22 protein-coding genes and 1 tRNA gene are annotated in these 19500 nt (G+C 63.6%); 8 read left to right on the top strand and 15 right to left on the bottom strand.

All coding sequences use genetic code 11. The features are described from left to right. Positions 1-432 precede the first annotated feature (432 nt). The 3 genes from G4G27_RS04795 to G4G27_RS04785 form a co-directional block, all read right to left on the bottom strand. Positions 433-924, bottom strand: coding sequence for a MarR family transcriptional regulator (locus tag G4G27_RS04795; protein WP_183112287.1), 492 nt, complete (start codon positions 922-924; stop codon positions 433-435). 100 nt (positions 925-1024) lie between these two features. After that, a complete protein-coding gene (locus G4G27_RS04790; RefSeq protein WP_244624557.1) occupies positions 1025-2392 on the bottom strand; it encodes a glycoside hydrolase family 47 protein in 1368 nt (455 codons plus the stop codon). Between the two features lie 38 nt (positions 2393-2430). Beyond that, positions 2431-4071, bottom strand: coding sequence for an NAD(P)/FAD-dependent oxidoreductase (locus G4G27_RS04785; RefSeq protein ID WP_183112285.1), 1641 nt, complete (start codon positions 4069-4071; stop codon positions 2431-2433). 103 nt (positions 4072-4174) lie between these two features. On the opposite strand from G4G27_RS04785, the gene G4G27_RS04780 reads away from it, so the two are divergent. Both G4G27_RS04780 and G4G27_RS04775 read left to right on the top strand, forming a co-directional pair. Beyond that, positions 4175-4399, top strand: a complete 225-nt coding sequence (locus tag G4G27_RS04780) for a hypothetical protein (protein ID WP_183112284.1) — start codon at positions 4175-4177, stop codon at positions 4397-4399. A gap of 67 nt (positions 4400-4466) precedes the next feature. Next, positions 4467-5762, top strand: coding sequence for a S1 family peptidase (locus G4G27_RS04775; RefSeq protein ID WP_244624556.1), 1296 nt, complete (start codon positions 4467-4469; stop codon positions 5760-5762). 4 nt (positions 5763-5766) lie between these two features. Here G4G27_RS04775 and G4G27_RS04770 read toward each other — a convergent pair whose 3' ends face one another. The 5 genes from G4G27_RS04770 to G4G27_RS04750 all read right to left on the bottom strand — a co-directional run bounded on the left by G4G27_RS04770 (position 5767) and on the right by G4G27_RS04750 (position 8499). Continuing rightward, entirely contained in the window at positions 5767-5943 is a 177-nt protein-coding gene (locus G4G27_RS04770) for a hypothetical protein (protein WP_183112283.1), read from the bottom strand. Between the two features lie 176 nt (positions 5944-6119). Continuing rightward, a tRNA-Gly gene (locus tag G4G27_RS04765) sits at positions 6120-6193 on the bottom strand. Between the two features lie 175 nt (positions 6194-6368). Beyond that, the gene (locus tag G4G27_RS04760; RefSeq protein WP_183112282.1) at positions 6369-6692 is read right to left on the bottom strand and encodes a DUF3325 domain-containing protein; all 324 of its coding nucleotides are present in this window, start codon (positions 6690-6692) and stop codon (positions 6369-6371) included. Beyond that, a complete protein-coding gene (locus G4G27_RS04755; RefSeq protein WP_183112281.1) occupies positions 6689-8212 on the bottom strand; it encodes a PepSY-associated TM helix domain-containing protein in 1524 nt (507 codons plus the stop codon). Before G4G27_RS04755 ends, G4G27_RS04760 begins: the two co-directional genes overlap by 4 nt. Continuing rightward, entirely contained in the window at positions 8209-8499 is a 291-nt protein-coding gene (locus G4G27_RS04750) for an iron transporter (RefSeq protein WP_183112280.1), read from the bottom strand. The genes G4G27_RS04755 and G4G27_RS04750 overlap by 4 nt, the downstream gene beginning before the upstream one ends. Before the next feature lie 309 nt (positions 8500-8808). Here G4G27_RS04750 and G4G27_RS04745 point away from each other — a divergent pair, with 309 nt between their 5' ends. From G4G27_RS04745 to G4G27_RS04735, 3 genes are all read left to right on the top strand, one after another. Further along, positions 8809-9915 carry a DNA alkylation repair protein gene (locus G4G27_RS04745; RefSeq protein ID WP_183112279.1) on the top strand — a complete coding sequence of 369 codons (1107 nt, stop codon included), beginning with the start codon at positions 8809-8811 and terminating at the stop codon, positions 9913-9915. A gap of 135 nt (positions 9916-10050) precedes the next feature. Continuing rightward, positions 10051-10329, top strand: coding sequence for a helix-turn-helix transcriptional regulator (locus tag G4G27_RS04740; protein ID WP_202049664.1), 279 nt, complete (start codon positions 10051-10053; stop codon positions 10327-10329). Positions 10330-10334: 5 nt separating this feature from the next. Then, positions 10335-11234, top strand: coding sequence for a PhzF family phenazine biosynthesis protein (locus G4G27_RS04735; protein ID WP_183112277.1), 900 nt, complete (start codon positions 10335-10337; stop codon positions 11232-11234). A 21-nt stretch (positions 11235-11255) separates the two neighbouring features. Here G4G27_RS04735 and G4G27_RS04730 read toward each other — a convergent pair whose 3' ends face one another. Both G4G27_RS04730 and G4G27_RS04725 read right to left on the bottom strand, forming a co-directional pair. After that, on the bottom strand, positions 11256-11600 hold the full coding sequence (locus tag G4G27_RS04730) for a hypothetical protein (protein WP_244624555.1): 345 nt from the start codon (positions 11598-11600) through the stop codon (positions 11256-11258). 22 nt (positions 11601-11622) lie between these two features. Then, entirely contained in the window at positions 11623-12378 is a 756-nt protein-coding gene (locus G4G27_RS04725) for a molybdopterin-binding protein (RefSeq protein ID WP_183112276.1), read from the bottom strand. A gap of 63 nt (positions 12379-12441) precedes the next feature. Here G4G27_RS04725 and map point away from each other — a divergent pair, with 63 nt between their 5' ends. Next, a complete protein-coding gene (map, locus tag G4G27_RS04720) occupies positions 12442-13266 on the top strand; it encodes a type I methionyl aminopeptidase (RefSeq protein ID WP_183112275.1) in 825 nt (274 codons plus the stop codon). Between the two features lie 6 nt (positions 13267-13272). Here the strand turns inward: map and G4G27_RS04715 are convergent, their stop codons facing one another. Both G4G27_RS04715 and G4G27_RS04710 read right to left on the bottom strand, forming a co-directional pair. After that, positions 13273-13647 carry a type II toxin-antitoxin system VapC family toxin gene (locus G4G27_RS04715; RefSeq protein ID WP_183112274.1) on the bottom strand — a complete coding sequence of 125 codons (375 nt, stop codon included), beginning with the start codon at positions 13645-13647 and terminating at the stop codon, positions 13273-13275. Positions 13648-13652: 5 nt separating this feature from the next. Next, the gene (locus G4G27_RS04710; protein ID WP_183112273.1) at positions 13653-13916 is read right to left on the bottom strand and encodes a hypothetical protein; all 264 of its coding nucleotides are present in this window, start codon (positions 13914-13916) and stop codon (positions 13653-13655) included. A gap of 220 nt (positions 13917-14136) precedes the next feature. Here G4G27_RS04710 and G4G27_RS04705 point away from each other — a divergent pair, with 220 nt between their 5' ends. Both G4G27_RS04705 and glnA read left to right on the top strand, forming a co-directional pair. Beyond that, positions 14137-14475 (top strand): P-II family nitrogen regulator, encoded by a 339-nt coding sequence (locus G4G27_RS04705; RefSeq protein WP_183112272.1) that lies wholly within the window; start codon positions 14137-14139, stop codon positions 14473-14475. A 115-nt stretch (positions 14476-14590) separates the two neighbouring features. Further along, positions 14591-16003, top strand: a complete 1413-nt coding sequence (gene glnA / locus G4G27_RS04700; protein WP_183112271.1) for a type I glutamate--ammonia ligase — start codon at positions 14591-14593, stop codon at positions 16001-16003. Between the two features lie 66 nt (positions 16004-16069). Here glnA and G4G27_RS04695 read toward each other — a convergent pair whose 3' ends face one another. The 3 genes from G4G27_RS04695 to G4G27_RS04685 form a co-directional block, all read right to left on the bottom strand. Continuing rightward, positions 16070-17299, bottom strand: a complete 1230-nt coding sequence (locus tag G4G27_RS04695) for a glycosyltransferase (RefSeq protein ID WP_183112270.1) — start codon at positions 17297-17299, stop codon at positions 16070-16072. Positions 17300-17341: 42 nt separating this feature from the next. After that, on the bottom strand, positions 17342-18565 hold the full coding sequence (locus G4G27_RS04690) for a glycosyltransferase (protein ID WP_183112269.1): 1224 nt from the start codon (positions 18563-18565) through the stop codon (positions 17342-17344). A gap of 184 nt (positions 18566-18749) precedes the next feature. Further along, positions 18750-19448 carry a hypothetical protein gene (locus G4G27_RS04685; protein WP_202049663.1) on the bottom strand — a complete coding sequence of 233 codons (699 nt, stop codon included), beginning with the start codon at positions 19446-19448 and terminating at the stop codon, positions 18750-18752. Positions 19449-19500: the final 52 nt, after the last annotated feature.

Raw genomic sequence — 19500 nt, 5'->3', positions numbered from 1 at the left:
GCTTCCCGGCATCGTCATGAATGCTTTTCGACGTTGGCCTCTAAGCGACGATAAAGCCCATCCGACCAATTATTTGAATCGACTACTCGCAACCAGCAAACCATGATTTCCACCCCATCATCTCCCGATAATCCCGTAAAGCACCCGCAAAATTCCCGTTCTGACTCGCCGATTTTCCCGTAATTTTTCCCGTGGATTCCCGTAAAACATCCCAAAAAGCATTCTCCGCAGATCTTCCCGTAGCTGCGGGAAATCGGCATCCCTGTCGCGCCCGCTGCAAGCGCGCCCGCTTCGAATGGCGGCAGCCATCGATTCAATCCCGCCCGTCAGACCGCTAACGCCGTCCCGACGGCACGATAGCAAACCGCCGTCCCGCTCTTTGACATGACGAATAGCAATACGCTCCCGACTCTACCGGCTAGGGAGCGGGCATTATGAGCCGAGTTTTCGCAGCAGGTTCGTTACCGTCGCGAACTGCGTCGCGCTGAGCCCGGTTACGGATTTGCGCGCAATATCGAAGCGCTGGTCGATCAGCTTTTCGACCAGGTCGAATCCCTTGGTGGTGAGCTTCGCCGAGAGCCGCCGGCGATCCTGCTGACCAGCCTCGCGTGAGATCAGGCCAGCCGATTCCAGCCGCCTCAGACACGCGGTCATCGCGCCCGAACTGAGCAGGACGCTCTTCTGCAACTGGGTCGGCATCAGTTCATGGGGTGCGCCCGACCGGCGCAAGGTCGCGATGACATCGAAATCCGAATAGGCCAGGCCGTGATCGTGCAGCATGCGCGACACATCCTCTTCATAAATGTGCGCGAGCCGGATGATCCGGCCGACCACGTGCATCGCGTCGGGTTCGGTATTCGGACGCTCGCGCTTCCAGTCGTCGATCAGGCGGTCGATCAGGTCGGGTGGCGGAGCGGCACTCATCGCCCTTGGCTAGCGCCATCTGCGGGAAAATAAACTCTTGGCGTCAGATACGGACGCTGAAGACAAGAATGTAGCGCGATTGCTCAAGGAATAACCGGCCTTACGCCCCACGGCGGAAGCCGAGCAAAACATTGCCTTCGGTGGTGAGATAATTGCGTTTGTAATCGAACCGCGGCGTGTCCGCGAACATCAGATAATAATATTTCATCTGTTCCGACCACCAATAACCGGGGCAATGATCGGCCTGACGCTTGGGCTCGCTGGTGACGTCGGCGAGGTCGGTATAGCCATATTCGACCTTGTTCCACCGCTTCATCGCGAGGAAATGGATACGGGCGATCTCACGCCAGCGCGGATTTCGGTCAAGCAGCCACAGGTTGAATGCGGCATCGGCGAGCTCGGGGCGCAGCGCATTGCCGACCGCGATCGGCTTGCCGGTGGCATAGTCATACCCCTCCGGAAGCACGCCGAAACGATCCTGCAACCCGGCCCAGCTTTCGGTGAGTGCGGCGCCCTCTTTCATCGCGCCGCCCTGCGCGAGCAATCCGCCATAGAAGGACGCGAGTTCGTCCTGTTCGGCGTTGATGATCCTGCCGGTTTCGAAATCGACATCGGCGATCCACAGTCGGCCGTCGCGCCACACCTGTTGATGGCGCAGGATCGCGGCAGTGCACAGCTGGTACATTTGGCGGCACTCGGCGTCGCCGAACAATTGCCAGCTGTCCCACAGATATTCGTAATAGCTGTCGGCATAGGAGCCGACAGTCGCGCGGCGATCGAGCCATTCTCCGCTCCGCGCATCGATCTTTACCGCGAGCAGATCGAGCTTCGAGCGTTTCTCGAACAGCGTGACCATCGCGCGCCGCGTCACGTCATGATAACGCGGGTCGCCGGTCAACCGGCTGAGCGTGCCCCATTCGGGCAGGAAAGTGCCGATTTCGGCCGGGTTGGTTTCCGGATCGCGCACCGCACCGGTTTTAAGGTTGATGAAGCGATAGGGAAAACCGGTCGGGGTATCGAACGCCGGAAGCAAGCGATCGGCGAGATCCTTCGCTTTGGCGAGCAGCACCGGATCGCCGCTGGCATGGTGTGCCGAGAGCAAGCCGCCAATCAGGCGGATCGAGGTTTCGAACACCGACACCTCGCCGTCGACGTCGAAATCGGCATTGCCCTTGACCCAGTCGACCCCGTCGCGAAACCGGCTGTCGAGGCCCATCACCCAGAGCGTGTCGAGCGCCTCGATCAGGGTCAGGCCGAGATGATGGTGTTTGAGCGGAAAGCTGGAGGTGGTGGCGCTGACTGGCTTGATCTCGTCCTTGCCCCATGCGTGCTGACGGTAGAGATCCCAGGCCCAGGCCATCTCGCCCTTCACATCTTCGGCGAGTGTTTTCCAGGCACGCAGGCCGTTGGATCGCGCGGTGAGCGGCGCCGCTGCCGCCGCGCCGAACAGCCCCGCCGCACTCGTCAAGATCTCTCGCCTGCCGATCCGCATGCCCGTTGCTCCCATCACCGGTTAACCGGCATCGCCACACCGGTCAGGCTCGCCGCGACCGCTTCCGCGATCTTGATGCCGTCGACCGCTGCCGAGAGGATACCACCGGCATAACCAGCGCCTTCGCCGGCCGGGAAGAGGCCGGCGGTGTTGAGGCTTTGCAGGTCGTCACCACGGGTGAAGCGAACCGGCGAGGAGGTGCGGGTTTCCACGCCGGTGAGGATGACATCGGGATGGTCGTAGCCGGGGATCTGGCGGCCGAACACCGGCAGCGCTTCGCGCATCGCGGTCACTGCGAACTCGGGCAGGCATTCGGCGAGATCGGTCATTTGAACGCCGGGACGGTAGGACGGGATCACCTGCCCCAGCGCGGTCGAGGGACGGCCGGCGAGGAAATCGCCAAGCCGCTGCGCGGGTGCCTTGTAGGTCGAGCCGCCCGCGAGATAGGCGCGCGATTCCCAATGGCGTTGCAGCGCGATCCCGGCGAGCGGATCGCCGGGATAGTCGCGCGCCGGGTCGATCGCCACGACCAGCCCGGAATTGGCATTGCGTTCGTTACGCGAATATTGGCTCATGCCGTTGGTCGCGACACGCCCTTCCTCCGACGTCGCGGCGACCACCGTGCCACCGGGGCACATGCAAAAGCTGTAGACCGTACGGCCATTCTTGCAGTGATGCGAGAGGCTGTAATCGGCCGCGCCAAGGATCGGATGCCCGGCGCTGGCACCGAAGCGCGCGGCGTCGATCCAGGATTGCGGATGTTCGATGCGCACACCGATCGAGAAGGGCTTGGCCTCGACATGAACACCGGCCGCGTGGAGCATGGCGAAGGTGTCGCGCGCGCTATGGCCGATCGCGAGCACGACATGGTCGGCCTCGAGATACTCGCCATTGTGGAGGTGCAGGCCGCGCACTGTCCGCGCACCGCCGGCATCCGTGGCAATATCGACGCCATCGACACGACGTTCGAAACGATATTCGCCGCCGAGCGCCTCGATCGTCTCACGCATGCTTTCGACCATGGTGACGAGGCGGAAGGTGCCGATATGCGGATGCGCTTCGGTGAGGATCTCCTCGGGCGCGCCGGCCTTGACGAATTCGGTCAGCACCTTGCGGTCGAGATGACGCGGATCCTTGATCCGGCTGTAGAGCTTGCCGTCGGAAAAAGTGCCGGCCCCGCCCTCACCGAACTGCACGTTGGATTCGGGGTTGAGCACACTGCGCCGCCACAGGCCCCAGGTATCCTTGGTCCGTTCGCGCACCACCTTTCCGCGGTCGAGGATGATCGGACGAAACCCCATCTGGGCGAGGATCAGGCCGGCGAACAGGCCGCATGGGCCCGCACCAATGACTACCGGGCGGAGTGTGGTGTCGGTTTCGGGTGCCTTGGCGAGGAAATGGTAGCGCGTGTCCGGGGTACGCTGGACCTGGCGATCCTTTTTGAAGCGAGCGAGAACGCCGGGTTCGTCCTTCACGTTCACATCGACCGAATAGACCAGCATGATATTGGTCTTGTCGCGCGCGTCATGAGCGCGGCGCGCGACGACGTGGCGGACCAGTTCGCGCGGCGTGATGCGCAACCGCTTGCAGATCGCAGCGGGAAGCGCCTCGTCGGGGTGGTGGAGGGGTAAGGCCAGTTCGGTGAGGCGGAGCATGCGGGCGCCTTAGCGAGAGCAAGCGTCGAGCGCCATGAGGACCAGCGCAAAGACGATGACGTGGCCATCTGGCAATCCGCCGAAAAAGGCTTAAATTAAAGGGATGGAGCGCGACCAGCCTCGCCATGACCTTCCCGGTCCGCACAAGGACTTGCACGGATTGCCCGAAAAGGCGCCGTCGCGGGCCAGTGTCGCGCGGTTGGCGGCAAAGCTGATGCAGCGTAAGCCGCGCCGTCCCGACGAGGCCCCGGAAGGTGCCCCGGTCGTCCCGACCAATCCGACGCGTCTTTCGGACGGTGCGGCGGTGACCCCGGAGCCCGACGCATAGCCCGACAAAGATTGTTGGCCTTGCGGCAGCGCTCGCAAGCCGTCGTTTATGATGCTAGCCTCGAATAGTGTTTAAGCTGATATTCGGCGCGCTACTGGCGGTAATGGGGCTATCGGCCGCGCAGGCCACCGCACAGACGCAGGTTCCGCCGGCCGTGAGCACCGCGCGCCCGCCTCTACCGCCGGCGCCGCCGATCATGGAAACTCCCGCCGACGCGATCGCACGCGATGCGGTGGAATATGGCCGGCAGTTCGGCGTGCCGGTCGCCGAGGCGGTGCGCCGGTTGACCGCGCAGGAAGAAAGCGTCGCGGCGACCGACCGGATCGAGACGATGTATCGCGACCGGCTCGCGGGCATCGCGATCGAGCACAAGCCGGCCTATCGCATCCTGGTCTATCTGACCGGTGACGCGCCAGTCGCCGCGATGGGCGTACGCGGTGGCGGCATGACCGTGCCGATCATATTCCGCACCGGCGCGAAGGTGACGCGCGACCGGGTGATCTGGGCGATGACCTGGCACCAGGCGGAGATTCGCGCGGCGCTGCCGAGCCCGCCGAGCATGGGGCTCGACCCGCGCACCGGCGAGCTGGTGGTGATCGTCGGCGGCGCCAATGCGGTCGCGGGGGCGGATGCGCTAAAGGCCAAATTCGAGGGGATCGCGGGCGTGCCGGTGCGGATCCGCATGGTCAATCAGGTCGATGTCAATCTCGATGTGGCCGGCGGCGCGCGGGTCGACGGGGTCAGCCCCGCCGATGGCAAACGCTATCTTTGCACCACCGGCTTCAATGTCGGCGATGGACAGCGGCAGGCCGTGACGACCGCCGCGCACTGCCTCGACGCGCTGTCCTACCGCGACCCGCAAGCCGGCACGGTGCCGCTCGATTTCATCGGTCAATGGGGCTGGGGTTATCGCGACCTGCAGATCAACGGCAGTGCGGGTCCCCTGCCCCCTTTATTCTACGCCGACACGGCCAAGACGCGGCTGCGACCGGTGACCGGGCAGCGCACTCGCGCCGCGACACGAGCGGGCGATTTCGTGTGCCATCGCGGCGAGCGCACCGGCTATAGCTGCGCACTGGTCGAACTCACCGATTTCGCGCCGGCCGGCGACATTTGCGGCGGCGCGTGCCTGCCGACCTGGGTCACCGTATCAGGACCGACCTGCAAGGGCGGCGACAGCGGATCGCCGGTGTTCAGCGGCACCACCGCATTCGGCATCCTGAAGGGCGGCAGCTATCGCCGCGACGGCAGCTGCGCATTCTATTTCTACATGTCGGTCGACTATCTGCCGCCGGGCTGGTCGCTGTTGCGCGCCGATCCGGCCGGTGCGGTGGCCGGCGCAACGACGAGCGGCGCGCGATAGGGTTTCAGGCGCACTGGCGCAGTTCGTGCGCGCGGGTTGCAAGCTTGATCGCCTCGTCGATCAGTTCCGCCGCGTCGGCGGTCGATCGGCTGCCGATGGCGATGGTCAGGCAATTGCTCGCCTCCTTCGACAATCGATATGCTCGAGTCAGTTGCTTGCTGGGTGCATCGGGAGTTTTCATCGGCGGTATAAGCTTCAGCCGATCAATTGGTTGCGTCGCTTCGTCGCTAAATCGATCGGCCCGCCGCGCGCGCCAGCGGGTGCGGGACGAGACGAGATTATCGCGGGGCAAAGGATGCAACCCGAGTGTCGCGCGAATTCGCCAGCGCTCGATGCATATCTGTGTGGAGCTGGAGCTGGAGCGGGTGAAGGGAATCGAACCCTCGTCGTAAGCTTGGGAAGCTTCTGCTCTGCCATTGAGCTACACCCGCGACGGGGGCCGATTGCCACAGCCGGACGGCATCGGTCAACGTGAAGCTGTGTTTACGCTGTGGTTGAACTCCCCCTCCGGTTCGTTTCGAGCGAGGTCGACAGGCAAGCCACGAAAAGCTGCGCAACGTTTCTCGACTTCGCTCGAAACGAACGGGGAATGGGAGCAATCCAGTGCTAGCGCACCGCGAACAGCGCAGCCGCGCCACACACGCCGGCAATCAGCGCCGCCCCGGGCAACGCGCGCGGGTGATAGATCAGCAGCATCACGATCACCGCCGCGGCGAGGCCGGCTTGCCCGATCCATTCCACCAGCGCGATGCGCCAGTTATCGGCGCTGACCGCAGCCGCCAGCGACAGGATCAGCAGGCCCCATCCGGCGGGGCGCAGGCGGGCGGGCATTTGCTTGCCGATGCCCGCCTGGCCGGCGTGGCGATGAAGCGAAAGGCCGAGACAGCCGAGACCGGCGATCGCGAGCAGGAGCGAGGGTAAAGCGGTCACGCGCGTTGCGCCCGCGTGCGCGGTGGTGGCGGGCGATGGCGCATGATCTTGACCGCGATCGCGGCGGCCAGGGCGCCAAGCGCAATGGCCACGAGATCAACCCCGGCGAATAGCCAATCGCCACGCCAGATGCTTAACGGCAACCAGCGGCCGGTTACAACGCCGGACAGGATCGGCAGCAACAGCCAGGCGAGCGCCGTCACGCCCATCAACTCGATCCAGCCGCGCCTCGGCGTGCGGACAAGGCCGAACAGGAGTGTGACGCCCCAGGTAATGAAGAAGCAACGCACTTCCTGATCGGCGCGGCCGGCCGCGCCGATAGGCAACAGGCGGTTGGACCAAAGGAATGCGACCATCGCCAGCGGCAAGCCGCCGATCGCGCCGACGGTCAGCCGCTCGACCAATTGATGACTGAAGCCGCGATCCCTGGTTCGGCCGGCGGTCCACAACACCATGCCGGTGGCGATCGTCGCGGACAGTGCAAAGCCGCACAGGAAGTAGAGCCAGCGGCTGAATTCGGGTGCGAAGCGACCCATGTGCAGGCCGTAAAGCACGTCGAAAGTGCGCTTGGCCGGCCGTGCTTCGACATAACGCGACAACAGGCGACCGGTGACGGCGTCATAAGCGAGGATCGATGGCGCATAGGCAAGCTGATCGCCGTCATGCCGTGTCACCAGCATCACGGCGGCGGCATCGCCCGGATTATCGATCGAAATCCGCCCGATCCGCCCGCCATCGAAGCGGCGCCGCGCATCCACCAGCATCGTCGAGATATCGCCGAGCGGCGCCGGGCGTTCGGCACGCGGCCGCGAGTAGAAGCCGGGCGACGCCTCGGCGTAAAAGACCGCACTGTCCGAGCCGTAATTGGCGACCTCCGCCCAGGGCAGGGTCATGGTGACCAAGGTCAATATCCCGGTGAAGGTGATCATCAGATGGAATGGCAGCGCAAGCACGCCGAGCACATTATGCGCGTCGAGCCATGACCGTTTGCCCTTGCCCGGCCGCAGCGTGAAGAAATCGGCGAAGATGCGGCGATGCGTGATGATCCCGGAGATCAGCGCGATCAGCATCAGCATCGCCGCCGCCGATGCGAGCATCCGGCCCCAGGGATAGGGCAGCTGAAGTTCGAAATGGAAGCGGTAGAAGAATTCGCCGCCCAAGGTGTCGCGGATGCCCTTCGCGCTGCCTGTGACGGGGTCGAGTGCCTCGACCCGGTAGCCCGCTTCGCCATTCGCTCCCCTGGTTTCATAGGAGACAATGGTCGAGGCCGTGCGATCGTCGGGCGCGGTGAGATACCAGCCAGGCGCGGCAGGCGCGGTGACGGCGAGATAGTCCACCGCCGCCGCCAGCGCGGCTTGCGGATCGGCGCTGGCCGACAGCTCCGGGCGCATCCAGTCGCCGATCTCGGATTTGAACACGGTCGCGGTGCCCGTCGCGGCGATCGCAAAGAGCAGCCAGCCGAGCACCAGCCCGCTCCAGCTGTGCAGCCAGGCCATCGACTGGCGGAACCCCTGCTTCATGCCGGCGCTCCCAACAGCCAACCAGCAGCGGCGACCAACAATGTGACGATGACGATGCCGGCAAGCGCGCGCCGTGCGCTCACCACCGCGAAGATCCAGATCACCGCCGCTGGCATCGCCAGCACGCCGATCAGGGTGGCGGCGGTCGTCGCTTCGCTACGGGCCATCGGCAGGGCACGCGCCAGTGTGTAGGCGAGCGCGGCGGCAAAGGCATAACCGCCGAACACTCCGGCGAGCACGCGCACGAGCACACCGAGGCGATAGCGGATCGATATGGCGGCCTTCATGCGCGGCGACTCGATGGTCAGAACTTGCGGCTGAACGGGCGCCAGTCGCGCCGCGCCCCCGGTGTCACGAGGACTCGTGCATGGGCGGTCGATAGCGCTGGGAGCAAAGCTGATCCGGTCAGCAGCGTGCATAACAGTCCGACCGACATTCAATCTTGCTTCCCACAATCCCGGCCCATCTCTCCGGTCGGCATTCGGCTAGTGCGAGTCACTCTCATTATCAACGAAATTGTCTCGGTGATTGGCAAAACATGGCCAGAAAAGACGTTTTCCCGTAGTGAGCGCGACCCGGGAGTCAGGAACCAGCAAATGGCCCAAGCGGCAGAAACAACGGCGCTGAAGGAGATTTTCAACGCCGCGCGCATTCGGCACATCGCCGACGAGACTCATGCCGTGTATCCGGCGTTCGATCGGGCCGCCTTTACCGCCCTGGTCACTGACGGGCTGGACGCATTATCGCTGATGGAACGGCTGCGGCGGGTGAGCGAAGCGCTGCACGCCACCTTGCCGGGCGATTATCGTACCACCCTCGACATCCTTCATCGCCTCGCGCCGCGACTGAACAGCGGTTTCGTAACGATGGTCCTGCCGGACTATGTCGCGCTTTATGGTCGCGACGATTTCCATGTCTCGATGGAGGCGTTGAAATATTTCACGGTCTTCGGCTCGTCGGAATTCGCCATGCGGCACTTCCTGAAACAGGACCCGGCGCGCAGCCTGAAGATCATGGAAGAATGGTCGCGCGACGCGAACGAACATGTCCGCCGCCTCGCCAGCGAAGGCAGCCGCCCTCGCCTGCCCTGGTCGTTCAAACTCGACGCGATCATCGCCGATCCCGCGCTGACCGGCGCGATCATCGACAATCTCAAGGCCGATCCAAGTCTGTATGTGCGCAAGTCGGTCGCCAACCATCTCAACGACGTGACCAAGGACAATCCCGCTCTGGCGCTCGACCTGATCGAGAGCTGGACGCTGGATAATCCGGCAACGGTGTGGATTGCGAAGCATGCGTTGCGCTCGCTGATCAAGAAGGGCGACCGGCGCGCGCTGACGATCGTCGGCGCGGGAAAAGCGGCCGCGATCACCGTATCGGGATTTGCGATCAGTCCGCGATCGATCGCACTGGGCGATGCCGTCACCCTGACATTCGAGCTGCGTTCGACCATCGCCGAGCGCCAGCGTCTCATCGTCGACTATGCGATCCATTATGTGAAGAAGTCGGGAAGTACCGCCGCCAAGATATTCAAACTGCGCAGTTTCGACCTCGAGGGTGGCACGACACGGCCGTTCGCACATCGCCAGACAGTGCGCGACTTCACCACGCGGACCCATCATGCCGGCCGGCACAAGGTCGAGTTGTTGGTGAACGGGCAGATCTTTGCAGAAAGCGATTTCACGCTGACACGCCCGAGCTAGTTGGCCTACGCCAATCAACCGGCGTCCAGTACTCGAAGCTCGCCTCTTGATGTTGACGGTACTGAAGTCTATTTCGTCTTTATGCGAAATAACGAATCGAATGATGACCGGGCGAATACGCTCGAGATTCTGAAGGTGCTAGCCAGCCCGGTACGGCTGGCAGTGCTGGAGTATCTCAAGGACCCTGCCGGCAATTTCTCGCCACAGGTCGATGGCGACCTGGTCCTCGACGGCGTGTGCGCGGATTTTCTGCGCGACAAGCTTGGGATCGCGGCAGCGACCGCATCGCGGCACTTGACCCTGCTCGCCGATAGCGGGCTGGTTATTGCCACGCGCAAGAAAGGCTGGACCTTCTACCGGCGTGACGAAGCGGCAATCGCGCGGTTCACTGCCGGGCTGCGAACCGGGCTTTGAGGGTGATGAACCGGCCGCCCCCCGCTCATCGCCCCCCCGCTCATCGTCCGCTCGCCTATCGTCATGTCGATGTGTTCGCGCCGAGACCTTATACCGGCAACAGCCTCGCCGTGTTCGCCGACAGCGATGGGCTCGACGCGCGGCAAATGCTGACGATCACGCAGGAGCTGCGGCATTTCGAGACCGTCTTTCTCATGCCGACCGATGAGCCCGGTCGGTTCGGCGCGCGAATCTTCGACCTGTTCGAGGAACTGCCTTTTGCCGGGCATCCGCTCATCGGCGCGGCGGCGGCGTTGCATGCGGCGGGCGACCATGCCGACCATGCGGAATGGACATTCGATCTCGTACATAAGAGCGTAACGGTCGCAACGACTCGCACAGCGGCGGGTTTCTTCGGCCTGCTTAATCAAGGGGCGGCCGAATTCCTCGGCGACGTCGCCGACCGTGACGTGGTCGCCGCTGCGTTCGGCATTGGACCGGACGACCTCGACGAAACCCTGCCGCTGGCGGTGGTGAGTACCGGGCTGAGTTATCTCATCGTACCGGTGCGGCCAGGCGTACTCGAATGCGCCCGGATCGGGGTCGATATCTCGCAGCTGGTACGAAGTTTCGGCGCGCAGTTCGCCGTACTGCTCGACGAAGCGGCGCTCGAGGTGAGGCATTGGAACAATGACGGCGTGGTCGAGGACGTCGCGACGGGCAGCGCCGCCGGCACGATCGGCGCTTATCGCCTGCGTCATTGCGGCGCGGTGTCGGGGCAGTCCTTCACGTTGAACCAGGGGCGCTTCGCCGGGCGGCCGAGCCAGTTGACCGTCCAGCCATGGGACGACGGCGACCAAGTCTCGGTCAAGGTCGGCGGCGATGTCGCGATCGTCGGTCGGGGCTGGCTCGAGGCGCTGCCGTGATCGTGCGGCCCCCCTCTCCGCTTAAGGCTGGGTTGGCTTCGGCACGCCGCTGACCTGGAAGATGCCGCCACGCTGCAGCGTGATGACATATTGGGCACCGACATCGCACTCGACCGCCCAGACGAGGTGACCGTCGACCCTATCGCGCGGCACGACGTTGACGATGCGCTGACACGGGAAGCCAGCATCCTGGATCGCGCGAAAGAAGGTCACGTGCTGCAGTGACTCGGGCAAGGCGGCGATATTCGCTTCCATCGGATCGGGACCGAGATCCTCGACCGTCACATTGGTGCCGCGCGGCGGCGGGTCGCCACAGCCGGCAAGCGCGGCGCAGGCCAGGACGATGATCATCAGTTGAGTTTTCACGACGTCACTCCTCCATATTCGTTCAGATTCCGTCGGCCGTGACGATACGCCCATCCGCCTCGAGCCGCGCGGTAAGATCGACGACGCATGCATCGAGCAGCGCGGCATCGGTCGCGCGCACGACGAAGTTCGCACCGGTGCGACCGTCACGAAAGAATGGATAGCTGCCGATCGCGACACCTTCATGCGCCCGCTCCACCGCGCCGAGCAGGTCAGCGACTTCGCTCTCCGGCACCCAGCAACCGATCGTGCGCGACAGCACGGGCAGGCCACCCTCCAGCGTACCGGTCAGTGCGTCGAGCATACCGGCGGTGATGTGCGGCACGCCGGCCATGATGAAGACGTTGCCGACCCGGATACCGGGCGCACCCGACATGCGATTCTCGATCAGGTCGGATCCTTCGGGCACGCGCGCCATACGCTTGCGCGCATCGGTCAGGCCGCCGCGCTCGGTGTAATAACGCTCCAGCACCGCGAGCGCCTTGGGATGGAACACCACGCCCACTCCGAGCGCCGCAGCGATCGCGTCGACGGTGATGTCGTCATGCGTCGGGCCGATCCCGCCGGTGGTGAAGAGATAGTCGTTGCGCGCGCGCAGAGTGTTGACCGCTTCGACGATCGCGTCGGTCTTGTCGGGTACGATGCGCACCTCGGCCAGACGGATGCCCTGGACGTTGAGCCAGGCGGCGATCTGCGCGACATTCTTGTCCTGTGTGCGGCCCGACAATATCTCGTCGCCGATCACCGCCAGCGCGGCCGTCCAGATGCGTTGCGTCATGGGGTGGGCATAGCCCGACGAACCGCCCTCGCAAAGCCCGGAGAGGCTCGCTATATCGTGTTTATGACCGACTATGTAACCGTCACCGCCGACGCCCCACTGGGCCGGACCGGCGCCATCAAGCTGCACGGACGCGACGCGTTCGACGGCATGCACAAGGCCGGACGCCTTGCCGCCGAAACGCTCGACATGATCGTGCCGCATGTCGTGCCCGGGGTGACCACCGGCGAGCTGGACGACCTGATCCGCAATTTCATCGCAGCGGGCGGCGGCATTCCCGCGACGCTTGGCTATCGTGGCTACACGCATGCGAGCTGCATTTCGATCAACCATGTCGTGTGCCACGGCATTCCCGGCATCAAGACGCTGAAAAGCGGCGATATCGTCAATATCGACGTGACGCCGATCGTCGATGGCTGGCACGGCGATTCAAGCCGCATGTATCTGGTCGGCGACGTGCCGATCAAGGCGAAGCGGCTGGTCGACGTGACCTATGAATGCCTGATGCTCGGCATCGAACAGGCCAAGCCAGGGAACACGATGGGCGATGTCGCGCATGCGATCCAGACCCATGCCGAGAAGCACCGCTTCGGCGTCGTGCGCGATTTCTGCGGCCATGGCCTCGGCCGGCTGTTCCATGACGCACCCGAAGTGGTCCATGTCGGCCGCCCCGGCACCGGCCCGGAACTACGCCCAGGCATGATCTTCACGATCGAACCGATGATCAATATCGGCCGCCCCGACGTGAAATTGCTCGACGACGGCTGGACCGCCGTGACGCGCGACCGCTCGCTATCGGCGCAGTTCGAGCATTCGATCGGCATTACCGATGAGGGCAATGAGATCTTCACGGTCAGCCCGGGCGGATTCCACCAGCCGCCTTACTGAGCGAGTTCAGCCGCAGCCTATCGTACTAACGGCATAACGGGCGATCGCCGCGTCTTCTGTCATGATCGTCGCACCCTCGACCATGGCTTGGGCAACAATCATCCGGTCGAACGGATCGCCATGAATCCGTTCCAGTCTGGCCAGCGCGATGAGATGACTGTTCGCGATATCGAGTTGAACGAAACCCCGCTGGGCGAATACGGTAAGAGCATCACCGACGTCGATGTCCAGTTTTCCGGTGCTGATCTTTATCGCCATTTCCCATGGCGATGCCGGACTGAACAATATCTCGTTCCTACGATCATTGATCAAGGTCCGCGCTTTTACACCGAGCTTGGGTAGATCGAATATCCACCAGATTAGTGCGTGGGTATCGAGCAACAGCCTCATCGATCGGGCGGAAAGATATCGGCATCGAACGTCGCTTCGATCTCGGGCGGCCATGTGTCAAAGTCGTCGGCGATCCAGCCACGCCCCTTAAGAGCGCCAGGTTTGCGAAAATTCGCATCGGGTTCTGGCGCGCGGAGTTCCGCGACCTTCTTGCCGCGAGACATGATATCAAAATTCTCGCCCGCAGCGACGCGTCGAAGATAGTCGCTCAGCTTGCCGCGTAGCTCGCGGACTCCGACAATGGTGGCGTGCACGGTCATCGCTTCATCCTTCGTGTCTACATAATGTAGTCACAAATTCGTCAGCAATCAATCCTGCCTCAAAAGCAGGCAGTACCCGCCTCATGCACGCACGTTAGGCATTCCTTAAGCGCATTTCGGCCCATCCACAGCGTGCGCTGCCCCTCGCGCGACTGGCACGCTTGTTGTAAGACGCGCGGCAGGAATGAGGCGCTTTCGCCGGGAGCAGGGGCAAGTACGCGTGAAAAAGATCGAGGCGATCATCAAGCCGTTCAAGCTGGATGAGGTGAAGGAAGCGCTGCACGAAGTCGGAGTGTCGGGCATCACGGTGACCGAGGCGAAGGGTTTTGGCCGGCAAAAAGGCCATACCGAACTCTATCGCGGTGCCGAATATGTCGTCGATTTCCTGCCCAAGGTGAAGCTCGAAGTCGTTGTCGAGGACAGCCTGGCCGAGCGTGTGGTCGAGGCGATTGCCGCGGCGGCGCAGACCGGGCGGATCGGCGACGGCAAGATCTTCGTCATTCCGGTCGAGACCGCGCTGCGCATCCGCACCGGAGAGCGCAACGACGACGCCATCTAGGCAGTTCGAAGGAATTTGACGCGCTGCAACATTGTGTGACAGCAGGCGCTGTGCACGTAACATGATTCTCCGGGAGACCGGAGTGACTATCGACCACGAAAGGGCATGGGATATTATGGCGAATTCGGCGAACGACGTCCTGAAGAAGATCAAGGATGAGGAGATCGAGTGGGTCGATCTGCGATTCACCGATCCCAAGGGTAAGTGGCAGCATCTCACGATGGTCGCGGGCGTCGTCGGTGAAGATGAACTGACCGACGGTTTCATGTTCGACGGATCGTCGATCGAGGGCTGGAAGGTGATCAACGAATCCGACATGATCCTGAAGCCGGATCTGGATGCGATCTATATCGATCCGTTTTCGGCCACGCCGATGCTGATCCTGATCTGCGACATTGTCGAGCCGGCGACCGGCGAACTCTATGCCCGCGATCCGCGCTCTACCGCGAAGCGCGCTGAGGCGTACCTCAAGACCACCGGCATCGGCGACACCGTCTATGTCGGCCCGGAAGCCGAATTCTTCATGTTCGACGATGTGAAGTTCGAGAACAGCTATTCGACGAGCTATTACAAGATCGACGATATCGAACTGCCGACCAACACCGGCACCACCTATGAAGGCGGCAATATGGGCCATCGCCCGCGCGCCAAGGGCGGTTATTTCCCAGTCGCACCGGTCGATAGCGCGGTCGATATCCGTGGCGAGATGGTCTCGACCATGCTCGAAATGGGCCTGCCCTGCGACAAGCACCATCATGAGGTCGCCGCGGCACAGCATGAGCTTGGCCTGACCTTCGGCACGCTGACCACCACCGCCGATCGCATGCAGATCTACAAGTACGTCGTGCATCAGGTCGCTCATGCTTACGGCAAGACCGCGACCTTCATGCCCAAGCCGATCAAGGAAGATAACGGCTCGGGCATGCACACCCATTTGTCGATCTGGGAAGGCAGCAAGCCGCTGTTCGCCGGCAATGGTTATGCCGGTCTGTCCGACACCTGCCTCTACTTCATCGGCGGGATCATCAAGCACGCCAAGTCGGTGAATGCCTTCACCAACCCGACCACCAACAGCTACAAGCGGCTGGTGCCGGGTTATGAAGCGCCGGTGCTGCTCGCTTATTCGGCACGCAACCGCTCGGCATCGTGCCGCATTCCTTACGGCACCGGGCCCAAGGCGAAGCGCGTCGAAGTGCGCTTCCCCGACGCGATGGCCAATCCGTATCTCTGCTATGCGGCCTTGTTCATGGCTGGCCTGGACGGCATCCAGAACAAGATCCATCCCGGCGAAGCGATGGACAAGAACCTGTACGACCTGCCGCCGGCAGAGCTCGCCCAGGTCCCGACCGTATGCGGTTCGCTGCGCGAGGCACTGGAAAGCCTGGCTGCCGATCACGACTATCTGCTTAAGGGCGACGTCTTCTCCAAGGAGCAGATCGAATCCTATATCGAGCTGAAGTATCAGGACGTGGCGCGCTGGGAAATGACCCCGAGCCCGGTCGAATTCGACATGTACTACAGCTACTGATCCTTGCCGGTCAGCACGCGATCAAGGGCGCCCGGAATGATCCGGGCGCCCTTTTTCGTTGCGTGATCAGCGCTCGATCAGATCGATCATCATCCTCGCGGCGACCATCGCGCCGTCGCCGCGAATCGTGCCGGCGACTTCGGTCGCTCGGGCCCGCGTCTCCGGAGCCAGGGCAATACCGAGTGCGTCCGAGAGCGAATCCAAAGTCGGGACCGGGCCGTCATGCGCCGCGCCGATGCCTAGTTCGGCCACGCGCCTCGCCCAAAAAGGCTGATCGACGACCTGAGGCACGACCACCTGCGGCGCGCCGGCACGGGCGGCAGTGGTGGTCGTACCAGCGCCGCCGTGATGGACGACGGCGGCGACCCGGCAGAACAATGCTTGCTGGTTGACCTCCGCGATCGCGAGACAGTCTTCGCGATCATCGACCTGTGCCAAGTTGGCCCAGCCGCGGGCAAGGATCACACGATGACCTTGCGCGCGAACTGCTTCGATCGCGATCCTGGCGGCGTCGCCCGGCGTGCCTCCCGCCACGCTCATCGCCATGCTGCCAAAGCCGATATAGACCGGCGGCGGACCCGCATCGAGAAACGCGGCCAGATCGACCGGCAAGGGGCGATCGTCGGGCAGGATCCACGCGCCGGTCTGCACGGCATCGATCATATCGGTCGCCTGCCAGGCACCAAGCACCGGGTCCGACGCGAGCCATGGCCGGCGCGTGAAGATGTGGTCGCGAACATTATCGACCAGGGGCAGGCCGATCGAGGCGCGGTGCGTGTTGACCGCCTCACCGAACAGCGCCTGCTTTGCCTCGATGTTGAACGTCCAGAGCGCTCGATTGTCGGTCATCCCGGGCGGATGTGGCTGACCGGGATATTCGAAGGGCGGATGATGAGGCGATGGCAGGAGGAGCGGGCAGAAAACCGCACAGACAAAGGGTATGCCCAATGTCTCGGCCACCGCCCGAGCGGCGGCGACGGAGGGAAACAGACCAGTCGCGACGATTGCATCGCAGCCTGTGGCGGCGGCGGCCATCACCTCGAACTGTGCCGCGACCATCACGGCCGCGAGCCGGGGCAAGCCGAGCCCCGACTCCTTCGCCGTCTGCACCCAGTCCCGCACCGAAGAGAAGGCCGGTACCAACGGCAGCCCGGCGCGATTCAGCAGTTCGGCAAACTCTGCTTCCGGCGGCGCACACACGATCGCCTCCGCGCCGAGCGATTGCAGGCCGGCACCCAACGCCGCCAGCGGCTCGATATCGCCGCGTGAGCCATAGCTCGATAACAAAACACGCATTTCAACACTCCCATATCCAAGAAAAAACGATCTGGACGGCGATCAGCGGCCGATCATGTCGATCAGCATCTGCGCCGCCACCGCCGCTCCATCGGCATGGACCAGGCCCGCGACATGAGCCGCTCGGGTGCGAGTTTCGGGGGCCAGCGCGATTGCCAGCGAGGTCGAAAGCGTCTCGATAGTCGGCGTCGGGCCGTCATGTCCGGCACCGATCCCAAGTTCGGCGACGCGCGCAGCCCAATAGGGCTGGTCTCCGATCTGGGGGATGATCACCTGCGGCGCTCCGGCACGCCCGGCGGCGGTTGTCGTGCCGGCACCGCCATGATGAATAACCGCGGCGACCCGGCCGAACAGCGCCTGCTGGTTTACCTCTCCAACGAGGAAGCAATCCTGCTGATCATCTCCCAGCGTCAGATCGGCCCAACCGTGTAACAGGATGGCACGACGGCCCTGCGCGCGGATCGCTGCGACGGCGACCTGTGCGGCGTCGCGCGCGGCCTGCATCGGCATGCTGCCGAAACCGACATAGACCGGCGGCGAACCGGCATCGAGGAACGCCAGCAACTCGGCCCGAAGTGGCCGTTGATCCGGTAGGATCCACGCCCCGGTCTGCACCACCTCGCGCAGGTCGGTCGGCTGCCACGGGCTCAGCACCGGATCCGATGCCAGCCATGGGCGATCGGTGAAGACATGGTCGCGGACATTGTCGATCGGCGGCAGGCCGATCGATATGCGCAGCGCGTTTATCCCGCCGCCGAATATCGCATTCATCGTCTCGACGTTCAGGTCCCATAGCAGCCGGTTGTCGGTCACCTCGGCTGGAACGGGATGACCCGGAAATGGCTGCGGCCGGTGCTGAGTGGATGGCAGCCAGATCGGGCAATAAGTCGCATAGACATAACGGATGCCAAGCCGCTCGGCCACAGCTTGCGCAGCTGCGGTGGAGGGAAACAGGCCCGTCGCGAGGATCAGGTCGCATCCCCGGGCTGCCGGGAGAAGCGCCTCATATTGCGCGGCGACGATCTCGGCCGCGCGCGTCGGCAAATCGACCGCCGCCTTGTTTTCCAGCGCCTTGGTCACCCATTCGCGCACCGACGAAAAGGCCGGCACCAGCGGCACGCCCGCACGATCCAGCAGGTCCGCGAAGTCGCGATCGGGTGGCGCACAGACCAGCGCCTCCACGCCGATCGCCTGCAACCGAACCGCGAGTCCAACCAACGGCTCGACATCGCCACGCGACCCATAAGTCGTTAACAATACGCGCATTTCGTTACTCCCATTTCTTGAGCTGGGTAACGTTCATGGCGCATGACCGGGGTCTTGCCGCAAGCCCCCCGGTCCGCTATACGCTTCTAGTGGGAAGCAAAGGGCCTTCCCGTCCCCCTATCGCCGCCGATCGATCAGCCGCTTACGAGGCGGTAGCTGGTGCCTTGCGACACAGTGCTGATCCCTATCGGGACTTTAGGCTGGGCTCGGCAAAGGCCGGCGGCGCGAAATCGAACAGATCTCCGCGATAGGTTTCCACCACCTGGCTGAACGGCGTACCGTCCGGCAGACTGAGCGTCGCGCGATGTTCGATCACGTGGTCGGGAATGACGACGGTTGCGCCATCTTCAGGCGCGATGGCCGTTGTCCGCTGGTCCCAATCGGCCGGCAAGGGTGACCATAACAATATCGCCGACAGCGTTTGGCGGCGAAAATGAAGGCCCTTCACCGCGCGGCCGAACGAAATGTCGCTCTCGTCGAGCGCGGCGTTCATCGCCGGCGTCAGGCGCGACGGGACGTACCAATTGTCCGCCTCCGACAGGATATGCGCGCCGCAGCGCAAGCGCACCCGGCGATAGCGGATCGGTTCGTCGGCGCCGATGCGCAACGCAGTGCGCTGTTCGGGTGCGATCGCCTTGGTCACATCGCGCACCCGCTCGGCGACGATCGTCGTCCCCGGCGCGGCAAGCCTGTGTCTTGCACACCAGTCGTCGAGCGTGAGCGTCGCACTGTCATGACTGAGCAATGTCGCGTTGAGCGACTGCAACAGAGCGAGGATCTCGACCCGGGCGAGCGGCGTGTTGGACCATGATACTTCCTTCGCCGCAGCGGCGGATGACTGAGCGAGCATAGCGACAAGGGCGAGGCCCAGAGAGTATCTCAAGCGATCGTCCTTCTTCGTCAACGAGAGCAGCCGGCCTCCGGAGAGCCTGGCC

Origin of the sequence: Sphingomonas sp. So64.6b (assembly GCF_014171475.1) — a bacterium.
Classification (GTDB): Bacteria; Pseudomonadota; Alphaproteobacteria; order Sphingomonadales; family Sphingomonadaceae; genus Sphingomonas; species Sphingomonas alpina_A.
Note: the sequence above shows the minus strand (reverse complement) of the source record. Positions and strands in the feature narration are given on the sequence as shown.